Source organism: Rhizobium sp. R693 (assembly GCF_002211315.1).
Classification (GTDB): Bacteria; Pseudomonadota; Alphaproteobacteria; order Rhizobiales; family Rhizobiaceae; genus Rhizobium.
The window spans coordinates 1-12801 of sequence record NZ_LOKY01000002.1; the positions used below are offsets into that span (position 1 = coordinate 1).

Here is a 12801-nt window from a genome sequence, read left to right on the forward strand (position 1 = left end):
TGCGCGAGATCGAGGTCAATGTCGCCTATCGCTGGTTCTTGCGGATGCAGCTGACGGATGCTGTGTTCGACGCCTCGACGCTTTCCCAGAACCGGCGTCGCCGCTTCAACAACACGGATGTGGCCCAAGCCATCTTCGATCAGATCGTTGAGCAGGCGATCGCCCATGGGCTGGTCGACGGTACGGTGCTCTATACCGACTCGACCCATCTGAAGGCCAATGCCGACAAGGGCAAATACGATCTTGCGATGATCGAGAAGTCACGCTCCGACTACTGGGCCGATCTCGACCGGGCGATCGAGACCGAGCGGACGCTGCATGGTCAGAAGCCGTTGAAGGAAGAAGATTGCCCGCTCTTGGCCTCCTGCACCACCAACACCAAGGCGATTCGCACCATCACCCGCCATGTCTGGGCCGACGCCCGCCAGCGCACCGATGCCCATCGTCTGACCCCCTGGGGCAAGGCGATCTACAAACGCCGAAAGGAGACGGTCGAACGCTCCTTTGCCGACGCCAAGCAGTTGCACGGCCACCGCTATGCCCGCTTCCGAAGTCAAATCCGCGTCGCATGCCAGTGCCTGCTGGCCGCCGCAGCCCAGAACATCAAGAAGATCGCAATGGCGCTGACCAAAGCACCAAAACCCAGCATGGCGTAAGCCAAGGCACCCTTCTTCATCTCCGACAAAACAAGTCTGAACAAAACCGGCGATCCCAAAAGCAAAACCCGCCGAAAATATCGACGGGTTTGTCAGCGGTCTGAAGGCCGGGCAACCGGCCTTTATCATTTCAAACTACCGAAGACGATCCGCCAGCAGGCCGATCGAGGCCGCGTCGGCGTTGGCAAAGGCGAGCCTGAGATAATGCTCCTGCCCTTCCCCGAAATAACTCCCTGGCAGGCAGACTACGCCGGCTTCCTTCGCCAGACGCTCTGCGACAGCGGCCGAGCTGAGTTCCTCGAAAGGATGGCGGATGAAAGCGAAATAGGCGCCGACGGCACCGATATCCCAGCCCGGTAGTTTCGACATTACCGTCCTCAGTGCGTCGGCGCGGCGCGCGATCTCCAGGCGGTTTTGCGCGCGCCAATCCGCAAGGATCGGCATCGCCGCGGCAACGGCAACCTGTGCTGCGCGCGGTGCGCAGATCTGCATGTTGTCCATGACCTTGGTGATCTCGGCAACGACGTTGACGCCGGCCGTAATCGCTCCAAGACGATGGCCGGGAATGCAGAACGACTTCGAGAAGCTGTAGAGCAGGATCAGCGTATCTTCCCAGCCCGGAATGCCAAGCAGCGGATGCGGAGCGCCGTAGCCTTCGGGAAGGAAGTCGCGGTAGGTTTCGTCGACGATCAGCCACACCCCGTGCTTGCGGCAAAGAGTGAACAGCTGAAGCAGCAACTCAGGTGGATAGACGGCGCCCGTCGGATTGTTCGGCGTGACGACCGCCAGCACCTTGGCACCGCCAGCCAGGGCCTTTTCCGCCGACTGAACCTCGGGCAGAAAGCCATTCTCAGCATCGCACTCGACCAGAACACGCTTGATGCCGAGCATCGACAGCGTCGTCTCCTGATTGAAGTAGAACGGATTGGTCAAGGCCACCGTATCGCCGGAGCCGGCGAGCGCGATTGCCGCTGACATGAAGGCCTGATTGCAGCCCGCGGTGATATGAATGTTGGCGGCGGAAACCGACGCGCCATAGACATCAGACATATGCTGTGCGTAGACATTTCGCAGCACGCCCTCGCCCTCGATCGGACCATAGCCCGTCGTCATTGGCGAAGATGCCGCTTCGCCAAGCAACCGCAACATTTCGGGGTGGGCCGGGTAGCCGGGCACCGCCTGCGAAAGATCGACCAACGGCCCCTTGCCGCCCTTGTATTCGCGAGCCCAGGCGAGCACCGAGGGAATGGGTGGCGGCGACAGGCGGGAAACGAGCGGATTGGTAAAGGCAGACATGCAGATCTCTTAATTGAACGAGGTGAACCATGACTCCTGCACGGAATGGGCCCACTCGGCAACAAGCATTCAAGACCGCTTACCCAGGGATCGTCAGGAACCGCAGCAGGCCTTGAGCTTCGACAGCTTCGGCACCCTGATATGTCTGTTGGCGACGATAAAGATCACGCCGTCGGTTTTCAGCTTCGACATCTGGCGGGACACTGTCTCGATCGTCAGCCCCAGAAAATCGGCAATGTCGGCCCGCGACAGCGGCAGGTCGAATTGGCGCTTTTCGCCGACAGCCTCGGGATCGAGATGGGTCGCGATTAGAAACAGGAAGCTTGCGACCTTCTCTGCCGCCGTCTTGCGCCCGAGCGTCACCATCCAGTCCCGCGCCTCATCCAGCTCGCGCAGCGTCTGTTCCATCAGGCGCCCGGCAAGCGTAGGATTGTTTTTGACCATGCGCTCCAAGACAGCCTTTGGAATGCGACAGAGGTTGACGTCGGAAGCCGCCTCCACCGACACGTCATTCTCATCCGCATTCAGCCTGCCGAGAAGATCGGGTGCAAACTGCAGGCCGACGATCTGCTGGCGTCCGTCCTCCAGCGTCTTCGTGAGTTTCACGACCCCGCGGATCACGGTGGCATAGGATTCGACCGGCATCTTCTCGCCCGCCAACTCATCGCCGGATGCATGATTGACCAGGCGCGTATGCGCGGATAGCGCCAGCAGCTCGTCGGCGCTGAGTGCACCGCACATGCCCTTGTGGCGGACCTCACAGCTTATGCAACGCACTGGTATGTTTGAATTATGTATGTCTTTGCGCATCAAATCAGCTCCACGCAAAAACATAGACTACAGCCGCAGCGAGAGAACAGCGTTTTCTTGATCGCTATCAAAGTGTCGGCATTCGACGCCGGCCGCGCCGGCGGATCTTTTCGCGGCTGACCGCGGCACCAAATTGCCGCAGCCCCGACTTGCCAATTGCCCATAGAGCCGGTCCAGCTATAGTGATTTCAGAAATTTCTGAAATCACAGACATAACGGAAACCGAAATGAACCTCCCGCCGCTTGTTCAATCCTTCGTTTTGCACTTCGGCGAGATGGGCTCGCGCTGGGGCATCAATCGCACGGTCGGCCAGATCTATGCGCTGCTTTACGTATCCCCTTCGCCGCTCTGCGCCGAGGAAATCGCGGATTCCCTCGGCATTTCGCGCTCGAATGTCTCGATGAGCCTGCGGGAACTGCAGACCTGGAACCTTGTCCTGCTGAAGCACAAGCCGGATGACCGGCGCGACTTCTTCACCACACCCGACGACGTCTGGCATATCCTGCGGACCCTGGCGGAAGAGCGCAAGAAGCGCGAGGTCGACCCCACTCTCTCGGTGCTCCGCGAAATCCTGATGCAGCGGCCCGCTAGCGAAGCCGAACGCCATGCTCAGGAGCGCATGAGCGAGATGCATGCGCTGATCGAACAGCTAACGCATTGGTATGAAGACGTAAAACAACTTGAAACCGAGCGGCTTGCAACGCTACTCTCGTTAGGTGCGAAAGTGACAAAGCTGCTGGAGGCCAAGGACCGAGTCGTTTCGCTCGGACGCAGCCGCCGGCCCAATCCTGCGAACAAGAGTTAGCGCTATGGGGAGTGCTTACTTAAACGCAAATGGAAAGCAGGCTTTCGGCAAGCCGGAAAGAGCTGTGCCCAGGCACGGCGGGCTCCGAAAGGCAGCTGCCGTCCAGACGCTGGCATCGCTCGTCTGGATCCCACAAGCGGCAATTCTCGCCACCGCCGTCGGCCGCATTGCAAACGGTGGCGGCTTCAACGACGTCTCGTGGCTCGCCGTCTATATCGCACTGCTTGGGATCGCGAAAAGCTGTCTCGAGGCGGCTGGCGGCCGCATGGCATTTCGCGCAGCACGCGCCGAACTGACGGCGCGGCGCGAACTTGCCACGGCAGCGCTTGCCCGGCGCTCGCCGATCGACAGCGCAAGACCAAGCTCCGGCGAAGCCGCAAGCATCATCGGTGAACAGGCCGAGATCATCGTTCCATATCTTTCGCGCTTTCAGCAGGCGCGCTTCAAGGCGAGTGCCGTGCCGCTCGCCATCCTGGCCTGTGTCTTCCCGATCTCGTGGATTGCCGCCCTCGTTCTCCTCGTCGCCATGCCGCTCATTCCGGTCTTCATGGCATTGATCGGCTGGCGTGCACAGGCCGCCAGCGAGAAGCAGCTTGCTGCGACCGGTGGCCTCAACGGCTTCCTGCTCGATCGCCTGCGTGGCATGGCCACGATCCGTTCTCTCGGTGCCGTCGATGCGACCGCGACAAGGCTCAGGGCCGACGCCTCTTCGCTGAAGACTCGCACCATGGCTGTCCTGAAGATCGCCTTCCTGTCGTCGGCTATTCTGGAGCTCTTCGCGGCGCTCGGCGTCGCACTGGTCGCGGTCTACATCGGCTTCTCCCTGCTTGGCGAGATCCGCTTCGGCGCCTGGGCCGGCGGCCTCGACTTGACCAGCGGCCTCTTCGTGCTGCTGCTTGCCCCCGCCTTCTTCGAGCCGCTGCGCGAACTCTCCGCCGTCTGGCATGACCGGGCCGCAGGCGAAGCGGCAATTAAGGCGATCGATGCGCTGAGTGCGGAGGGTCTTCAACTGCCCATCGAGGCCGATGCCCCCGCAGGCGAAAGAGCGGGCGGTGCGATCCGATTGGAGAATATCGGCTTCCGCTATGATAAGGACGGCAACGCCGCGATCGAGGCGTTCAATCTCAGCATTCGTCCGGGCGAGCACGTTGCGCTGCTCGGCGCCAGCGGTTCGGGCAAGTCGACCCTGCTCGCATTGATCGCCGGCCATGCAGACTGCGAGACGGGCAGCGTCACGATCGACGGACAGCCCGCCAATCCCGCCCTCCAAGCCAAAATCGCCTGGGTCGGCCAGAAGCCGCACATATTTGCCGGCACCATCGCAGGCAACATTTCGCTTGGCCGGCGGAACGTTTCCACGCAGTCCGTCGCAGAAGCGCTCAATCTCGCAAAGCTCGGCCGCTTCGCCCGCCTTCACGCTCGCCGTCCGCTGGGCGATGGTGGTGCGGGAATATCCGGCGGCGAAGCGCTACGCCTCGCCATCGCCCGCGCCGCCTGCAATCCAGAAGCCTGTATCGTGCTTGGCGACGAACCGACCGCACACCTCGACGCCGAAACCGCAAACGAGATCACCGAGAGCCTGCTTGCTCTTGCCAAGGGTCGGACGCTGATCGTCGCAACCCATGATCCGCGGCTTGCTGCCCGCATGGACCGGACTGTCGTCCTCGATCCCGAGAGTGCACGGGGGGCCGCGGAATGAGTGCGTCGCTCTCCAACCTCAAGCCAATCGTCAGGCTTTTCCTTTCCGAACGCCGCCGTGGCCTGCTGCTCGGGGCCACGCTTTCGGCGACCACGGTATCGGCCGGGATTGCCCTGCTCGGCGTCTCCGGCTGGTTCATCACTGCAGCCGGTATCGCTGGACTTTCCGCGGCAACGATTGCGACCTTCGACGTCTTCATGCCGTCGGCCGGCATTCGCCTGCTTGCGCTCGGCCGCACCGCTTCGCGCTACGGCGAGCGACTAACCACCCATGACGCGACGCTGAGCGTACTCGCCGCTCTCCGCGAGGCCCTGTTCCGTGGATGGGCGGCACCCGGCGCCGCGCGCGAGCTTATACGCCGGCCGGCCGGCCTCCTCTTTCGCCTGACAGGCGACATCGACGCGCTCGATTCTCTTTATCTGCGGGTGCTGGTTCCGGCGGCGGTTGCGATCGTCGCAGCACTTGCCGCGAGCGTCGCTCTCGGCCTCATGAACCCATATTTCGGACTGGCTGTCGGCGGCGTCTTGCTTGTCGCGGGTCTCGGCATTCCCCTGTTCGCCGGAAGTCGAGCAGTTAAGCACGCCCGTCGACGCACCTATGGCATCGAAGCCATTCGCGCCCGCACCATCGACCTCGTCGCGGGACAGACCGACTTGCTGATGGCTGGACGCCTCGATGCCCAGCGGGCGGCAATTGCCGATGCCGACCGCTACGCCGCAAGTGCCGATCATCGCCTGAACAGCATCGAAGCCGGCGTCGCATTCGGTTTCGGCCTCACAACGACCGCTTTGCTCGCGGGTTCACTGCTGGCAGTTGCGGCGCTGGCCGGCGGGGGCGAAATCAGCCCGCCGGTCGCGACACTGGGTATCCTGATCACATTCACCGCAGTCGAACCCTTCGGTGCGCTGCGCCGCGGCGCCATGGAGCTAGGTCGCACCCTTCTTTCCGCACGCCGAATCGCGCCTCGCCTGTCGGCAAATGAAGAGGTACGCAGCAACACGACGCCCCATCCTGGATTTGCGTTTCGGTTGGAAGGAATTACCGCCGGATACGACGCGGAGACACCCGTGCTTCACAACGTCGACCTCAACCTGAAAACGGGCGCAAGACTAGCGCTGGTTGGCGCCAGCGGCGCAGGCAAATCGACACTCCTTTCGCTGCTTGCGGCCGAAATGCACACCCGCCAGGGAAGTGTCGAGTGCCTCGAAGCCACCCTGCTCACCCAGCGCACGCAGCTCTTTCGGGATAGCCTTCGCGGCAATCTCCAACTCGCAAACCCCGGCGCAAAGGATGCGGCATTGCGCGAGGCACTTGCCGCCGCTGGCCTCCTGCAGGATGTCGCCGCCCTGCCGCGCGGCCTCGACACGCCTCTTGGCGAAGGTGGCATGGGGCTCTCAGGCGGGCAATCACGCCGGCTTGCTCTTGCTCGCCTCTTCCTCCGCGACACGCCGCTCTGGCTACTGGACGAGCCGACGGAAGGTCTCGATGGCGCAACGGCGCGCGACGTCATGAACCGTCTGTCGGACAAAGCGTTTGGACGCTCGCTCGTCATCGCCACGCATATCCGTCGCGAAGCCGCAATAGCGGATGTCATCGCAGTGATGGAGGATGGGCGCGTCGTACAAGTTTCACGCCGTGGAGAGGCGGCGTTCGAAAAGGCTCTGAATCGGCTGAGACCGGACTGAGCCATACCGCATGACCGCCTGGCAATCCGGCTTGGCGGAAACTCTTCATACCCCGTGGGGTCGTGGGAGAAAGACAATGGAACTGGACATAGTCGCGCTATCGCGCTTTCAATTTGCGCTTACCGCGCTTTACCACTTTTTATTCGTGCCTTTGACGCTCGGGCTCTCAGTGCTGCTTGCCATCATGGAAACCGTCTACGTCATGACGGGCCGCCAGATCTGGCGGCAGATGACGAAGTTCTGGGGCATACTCTTCGGCATCAACTTTGCGATCGGTGTTGCCACCGGCATCGTCATGGAATTCCAGTTCGGCATGAACTGGAGCTATTACAGCTACTACGTCGGCGATATCTTCGGCGCACCGCTCGCAATTGAAGGGCTGATGGCCTTTTTCCTCGAGGCAACCTTTGTCGGCCTGTTCTTCTTCGGATGGGACAAGCTTTCGAAAGTCGGTCACCTGGTGGCGACATGGTGTGTGGCGCTTGGCTCCAACTTCTCGGCGCTCTGGATCTTGGTCGCCAACGGCTGGATGCAGAACCCGGTCGGTTCGGCGCTCAATCCGCAGACCATGCGCATGGAAATCACCAGCTTCTTCGACGTGGTCTTCAATCCCGTCGCCCAGGCAAAGTTCGTCCACACCGTCTCGGCGGGCTACGTCTGCGCCTCGATCTTCGTGCTCGGCGTTTCGGCCTGGTACATGCTGAAGGGCCGTCACCTTGAAATCGCCAAGCGCTCGATGACGGTGGCCGCTTCCTTCGGCCTGGCGTCGGCCCTGTCAGTCGTCGTCCTCGGTGACGAGAGTGGCTACCTCACCACTGAAAACCAGAAGATGAAGCTCGCGGCCATCGAGGCCATGTGGAAGACGGAACCGGCACCCGCTGCCTTCACCGCCTTTGGCTTCCCTGATCAACAGGCCCGCGAAACACATTTTGCCATCCACATTCCATGGGTTATGGGCCTGATCGGCACGCGCTCGCTGACAACGGAAATTCCGGGCATAGACAAGCTTGAGCAGCAGGCAGAAACCCGCATCCGTGACGGCATAAAGGCCTACGATGCGTTGATGCAGATCCGCGCCGCCCCAACGCTTGATGGGGTTGCACCAGCGGTCCGCGCTTCCTTCGAAGATCTCGGCCACCAGCTCGGCTATGCCCTTCTTCTCAAGCGCTATGTCGACGATCCACGCCAGGCAACCGACGCACAGATCACCCAGGCCGCGCGCGACACCATCCCGCATGTGCCGACACTCTTCTGGGCGTTCCGCATCATGGTCGGGCTCGGCATGTTCTTCATCGTCCTGACGGCCACCTTCTTCTGGCTGTCGGCGCGGCGCCACTTGGACAAGTACCCGCTCCTGCTGAAGATAGCCGTCTTCGCCATCCCGCTTCCCTGGATCGCCATCGAATCTGGCTGGATCGTTGCCGAGATCGGCCGCCAGCCATGGGTTATCGAAGGTGTGCTGCCGACGGCGATGGCCGTGTCGAGCCTTGGGGCAAGCACGGTTCTGCTGACAATCTGCGGCTTTGCCGCGCTCTACACCACGCTGATTATCGTCGAGATGACGCTGATGATCAGGGCAATCCAAAAGGGACCGGAGCCGGACAATGAGCCGGAAGCCGATCTGATCTCCGAAACCCTCGTTCCAGCCGCGGAGTGACCATCATGATCCTGCACCAACTCATAGACTATGAAATCCTGCGCTTGATCTGGTGGCTGCTTCTCGGTGTGCTCCTGATCGGTTTTGCCGCCACTGACGGTTTCGACCTTGGTGTCGGCATGCTGCTGCCCATCGTCGCCAAAACGGATACGGAGCGTCGTGTCGCCATCAATACGATCGGCCCCGTCTGGGAAGGAAACCAAGTATGGCTGATCGTCGGCGGAGCCGCCACTTTCGCCGCCTGGCCCCCACTCTACGCTGTGTCGTTCTCGGGCTTCTATCTTGCGATGTTCGCGATCCTGCTGGCGCTCATCCTGAGGCCGGTCGGCTTCAAGTACCGCTCGAAGCGTGAGAGTGCGCGCTGGCGCAACAACTGGGATTGGGCGTTGTTTATCGGCGGTTTTGTGCCATCGCTGATCTTTGGCGTCGCCGTCGGCAACGTACTGCAGGGCGTACCCTTCCGCTTCGACCCGGCTGACATGCGTATCTTTTACGAAGGGTCATTCTTCGGATTGTTGAACCCCTATGCGCTGCTTTGCGGCCTGCTCTCGGTCGCCATGCTCATCATGCACGGCGCTTCCTGGCTGGTCTTGAAAGCCAGCGGCCCGGTCGCTGAGCGAGCAAGAAGCTATGGCAGCTTGGCCGCGGTCGCCGTTATCGTGCTTTTCGCGCTCGGCGGTATTTTCCTTGCGCTCGGAGTGAACGGTTACAACATCACCAGCGAGATCAACCCGGCCGGCCCCTCAAACCCGCTTCTGAAGACCGCCACACACGACGGCTCCTGGCTGGCGAACTACCGAGTCTATCCGTGGATGATGATTGCGCCGGCTCTTGGCTTCCTTGGAGCAGCGGCAGCGTTGCTCGCGATGCGGGCAAAGTGGGAGGGTGCGACCTTGCTCTTCAGCAAGCTCTCGATCTTTGGCATCATCTCGACCGTCGGTCTCTCGATGTTCCCGTTCATCCTCCCATCCTCGCTCGATCCGAATTCGAGCCTGACGGTATGGGATGCGTCCTCGAGCCACACGACGTTGTTCGTTATGCTCGTCGTGTCGCTGATCTTCCTGCCGATCATCCTCGCCTACACCGCCTGGGTCTACAAGGTCCTTTGGGGCAAGGTCGACGAAGCGACGGTCAACGACAAAAGCGGCCACGCTTACTGAAGGAGAAAGACGATGTGGTACTTCGCATGGATCCTCGGCCTGCCGCTAGCGGCCGCTTTCGCTGTCCTCAATGCCATGTGGTATGAGCTTATGGACGACGAGGCAAAAAAGAAGAAGCAATAGCGACCTCGCATGTCTGCAAAACAATTGAGGGCGCGCGCTCCAAAGCCGCGCCCCTGCTCTACATACATGGGCCATATCAGGATCTCGGCTATAGACAGGAAACGTACCGCTGAGCCCGTAGCAGCTCAGTAGCTTGCCTCGATGAAAATCCGAGCCAGAGCTTCGACGCCCGCCTTATCCTTCGCGTCGAAGCGCGATGCGGTCGGGCTGTCGAGATCGATCACCCCCAGGATCTTGCCATTGTGATGAAGCGGCACGACGAGCTCCGAGCGTGAGGCGGCATCGCAGGCGATATGCCCAGGAAAGGCATGCACATCCTCAACGAGGATGGAAGTCCCCTTCTCCACCGCGGTTCCACATACTCCGCGGCCAACGGCGATTCGAACGCACGCGGCCTTGCCCTGAAATGGTCCGAGGACCAGTTCCTTTTCCGATTTGAGAAAGTAGAAGCCCGCCCAATTTAGATCCGGCATCATCTCGAACATGAGAGCCGACGTATTCGCAGCATTGGCGATCGTGTCGGTCTCGCCATGCAGCAGACCCTTCAGCTGCTGGCAAAGCTCCCGGTAGAATTCGGCCTTGTTGGCGGAATTTATCGTCGCAGCCTGAAACATATCCGTTATCGCTTCTGTTTGCGTGGTGAGCGTCGATATAGGGACACAGATACCGATTGCCAAACGCAATCGTGATCGGCAGGACGCGCGACGATATCACTAGATGGCGATACTTGTTACCAGCCATCTTGCCGGTCGATGATCCGACTCTATCTAGTGAGTGTCGCGACCTATTATGGATCGCGAACCAAGCCGGCCGGCAGCTGCGGTTTGCGCACGGTGATGTCAGGCGACGGTCACGTTAAGCGCCCGCCGCCCCCATTAGGGCAATCCGATGAGCGGCGCAGCTCTCCACTGGAGGCTGCCATGAGATCATGAAAGCCGCTCGGCCAGGCAGATAGATCCATTGATTTCAAGCAGAGGTAAGAACGATGACACCGGAAGACAGACGGGCGGTCTTTAGCCACCGCCAGATAGCGGCAATCATAGAAGGAATCATGCAGGAAGACGGCACCGAGGAGCCGATCATGGGAAAGTCGCTTGGCGAGGCGATCCTCTTCGTATCCGAAGAAGCGGCGACCAGCGCGTCCAGCGCCCATGTCATTTACGGCGAGAACGGCTCGCTCAGCTATACTGATTGCCTGAGCGTTTATCGCGACTACGGCGTGGCTCTTCGCCAGACCCCGAATTGAGACCGCGTGCTGGGCGCCTCACGCCCGGCACTCCTCCCGACAAGCAGAAGGACGCAGTCGATATGGCGAAGCGAAGTGCAGGCCTGCTGATCTACCGCCTCCATGACGGTGACTACGAGGTTCTGTTGGTTCACCCCGGAGGCCCCTACTGGGCAAAGAAGGACGTAGGAGCGTGGTCGATCCCCAAGGGTCTCGTCGAAGAGGACGAAGATGAACTTGATGCAGCGAGACGCGAAGCCCGCGAAGAGCTGGGGATAGACGTCGAAGGCAGCTTTCATCATCTCGGCGAATACAAGCAGCCCGGTGGCAAGATCGTCGCGGCCTGGGCTGTCGAAGCCGACATCGATCTTGAGGCAATCGCCAGCAATCACTTCCGGATGGAGTGGCCGCCGCGCTCTGGGGTGATGGCGGAATTTCCCGAAGTCGACCGAGCCGAATGGTTCACACTGTCTGATGCCGAGCAAAAGATCTTGAAAGGACAGCAACCGCTGCTCGTGGATTTCCTTCGACGGCGGTCACAGAGCCCGGTGGAAGCATATGTGAGCTAAGAACCGATGACGGCCGCGCTCGCGATTGTGCATGGCAGCTATTCGCGATCGGCTATCGCTTTGCCACTGGCTGTCCCTAAAAGTTAAAAGACCCTCCTCCAGACGAATCTGATTCATGACAGCCCCTTCTTCAGTACTGCGCGGTGTTCTCGTCGCGTTTGGCGCCTATGCCGTATTTGCCTTCAGCGATGCATCGATCAAGATCCTTCATGGCGGCGTGCCTGCCTATCAGATCGCCTTCGTCGGCGCACTTTTCGGCTGTGCTGCACTCCCCTTCATCAAAGGAAGGGGCGATTCCTGGTTCGATGTCCTCAGGAGCACGAACCGCCCTTTGTGGCTGCTAAGGTTCGCCTGCGGTGCGATAGGGGCGATCGCCTCGATCATCACATTCACAAAACTGCCGATGGCAGAAGCCTTCTGCCTGTTGTTTCTTCTGCCGTCGTTCGTGACAATACTATCCGTTATCTTCCTCGCAGAAGATGTGCGCTGGCAGCGCTGGGCCGCGGTGATCGTCGGCTTCATCGGTGTTCTGGTCGTGCTGCGTCCGGGCTTCCGCGAGTTATCGGTTGGCCATCTAGCGGCGGCGATCGGTGGTTTGGCTGCGGCAATCTCGATCGTCGTGATGCGCAAGATGGGTCCAGCCGAAAAGCGCCTGTCGCTATATGGTGCCGCACTGCTCGGCACGATTACCGTCAGCGGCGTCCTCATGCTGTCCGAGATGGTTGTTGCGACCCCACGTCAATGGCTTTTCATCGCAAGCTATGGCCTGCTCGGCGCCGCCGGCAACGTGCTGCTGATGACCGCCGCGCGGCTGGCGCCGGCAAACCTCGTTGCCCCTCCCCAGTACAGCCAGATGCTCTGGGCAATCGCATTCGGATATCTGATCTTCGATGATACGATCGACCTTCCGATGGCGGCCGGTATCGTTCTGATTGTCTGCTCGGGCTTGCTGACACTGGCTCGTGAAAAGAAGCGCGGAACGCCGTTACCGCGGGCCGTCGTTTCGGCCGACAACCAGGCGCCGCTTGCAACCTCGACCAACGAGACCGTCGAGGTAGAGCGACCAGCTCAAACTGCTTCGCACGCGGTTTCTCAAGCCTAAAAAGAAACCGCCT

Annotated in this window: 13 protein-coding genes; 10 read left to right on the forward strand and 3 right to left on the reverse strand. The window is 60.8% G+C overall.

The window, feature by feature from the left end:
• A partial coding sequence (locus ATY79_RS02780) for a transposase (protein WP_189637951.1) occupies positions 1-656 on the forward strand: 656 nt, incomplete at its 5' end.
• 135 nt (positions 657-791) lie between these two features.
• Here the strand turns inward: ATY79_RS02780 and ATY79_RS02785 are convergent.
• Positions 792-1952: an aminotransferase gene (locus ATY79_RS02785; RefSeq protein WP_088703030.1), complete on the reverse strand. Its 1161-nt coding sequence runs from the start codon at positions 1950-1952 to the stop codon at positions 792-794.
• Between the two features lie 93 nt (positions 1953-2045).
• Positions 2046-2693 carry a Crp/Fnr family transcriptional regulator gene (locus ATY79_RS02790; RefSeq protein WP_088703031.1) on the reverse strand — a complete coding sequence of 216 codons (648 nt, stop codon included), beginning with the start codon at positions 2691-2693 and terminating at the stop codon, positions 2046-2048.
• A gap of 296 nt (positions 2694-2989) precedes the next feature.
• On the opposite strand from ATY79_RS02790, the gene ATY79_RS02795 reads away from it, so the two are divergent.
• The 6 genes from ATY79_RS02795 to cydX all read left to right on the forward strand — a co-directional run bounded on the left by ATY79_RS02795 (position 2990) and on the right by cydX (position 9892).
• The gene (locus tag ATY79_RS02795; protein ID WP_088703032.1) at positions 2990-3568 is read left to right on the forward strand and encodes a GbsR/MarR family transcriptional regulator; all 579 of its coding nucleotides are present in this window, start codon (positions 2990-2992) and stop codon (positions 3566-3568) included.
• A 4-nt stretch (positions 3569-3572) separates the two neighbouring features.
• Positions 3573-5267 (forward strand): thiol reductant ABC exporter subunit CydD, encoded by a 1695-nt coding sequence (gene cydD / locus ATY79_RS02800; protein ID WP_088703033.1) that lies wholly within the window; start codon positions 3573-3575, stop codon positions 5265-5267.
• A complete protein-coding gene (gene cydC, locus ATY79_RS02805) occupies positions 5264-6952 on the forward strand; it encodes a thiol reductant ABC exporter subunit CydC (RefSeq protein WP_088703034.1) in 1689 nt (562 codons plus the stop codon). The genes cydD and cydC overlap by 4 nt, the downstream gene beginning before the upstream one ends.
• 76 nt (positions 6953-7028) lie before the next feature.
• Positions 7029-8609 (forward strand): cytochrome ubiquinol oxidase subunit I, encoded by a 1581-nt coding sequence (locus tag ATY79_RS02810; protein ID WP_088695397.1) that lies wholly within the window; start codon positions 7029-7031, stop codon positions 8607-8609.
• Positions 8610-8614: 5 nt separating this feature from the next.
• Positions 8615-9769, forward strand: a complete 1155-nt coding sequence (gene cydB / locus ATY79_RS02815; protein WP_088695396.1) for a cytochrome d ubiquinol oxidase subunit II — start codon at positions 8615-8617, stop codon at positions 9767-9769.
• 12 nt (positions 9770-9781) lie between these two features.
• Positions 9782-9892 (forward strand): cytochrome bd-I oxidase subunit CydX, encoded by a 111-nt coding sequence (gene cydX, locus ATY79_RS02820; RefSeq protein ID WP_018857158.1) that lies wholly within the window; start codon positions 9782-9784, stop codon positions 9890-9892.
• 125 nt (positions 9893-10017) lie between these two features.
• On the opposite strand, the gene ATY79_RS02825 is transcribed toward cydX, so the two are convergent.
• Complete coding sequence (locus ATY79_RS02825) at positions 10018-10506, reverse strand: GAF domain-containing protein (RefSeq protein ID WP_088703035.1); 489 nt, start codon at positions 10504-10506, stop codon at positions 10018-10020.
• A gap of 371 nt (positions 10507-10877) precedes the next feature.
• On the opposite strand from ATY79_RS02825, the gene ATY79_RS02830 reads away from it, so the two are divergent.
• The 3 genes from ATY79_RS02830 (at position 10878) to ATY79_RS02840 (ending at position 12788) form a co-directional block, all read left to right on the forward strand.
• Entirely contained in the window at positions 10878-11138 is a 261-nt protein-coding gene (locus ATY79_RS02830) for a hypothetical protein (protein WP_088695394.1), read from the forward strand.
• A gap of 62 nt (positions 11139-11200) precedes the next feature.
• Positions 11201-11686, forward strand: a complete 486-nt coding sequence (locus tag ATY79_RS02835) for an NUDIX domain-containing protein (RefSeq protein ID WP_088695393.1) — start codon at positions 11201-11203, stop codon at positions 11684-11686.
• A 115-nt stretch (positions 11687-11801) separates the two neighbouring features.
• Positions 11802-12788 (forward strand): DMT family transporter, encoded by a 987-nt coding sequence (locus tag ATY79_RS02840; protein WP_088695392.1) that lies wholly within the window; start codon positions 11802-11804, stop codon positions 12786-12788.
• Positions 12789-12801: the final 13 nt, after the last annotated feature.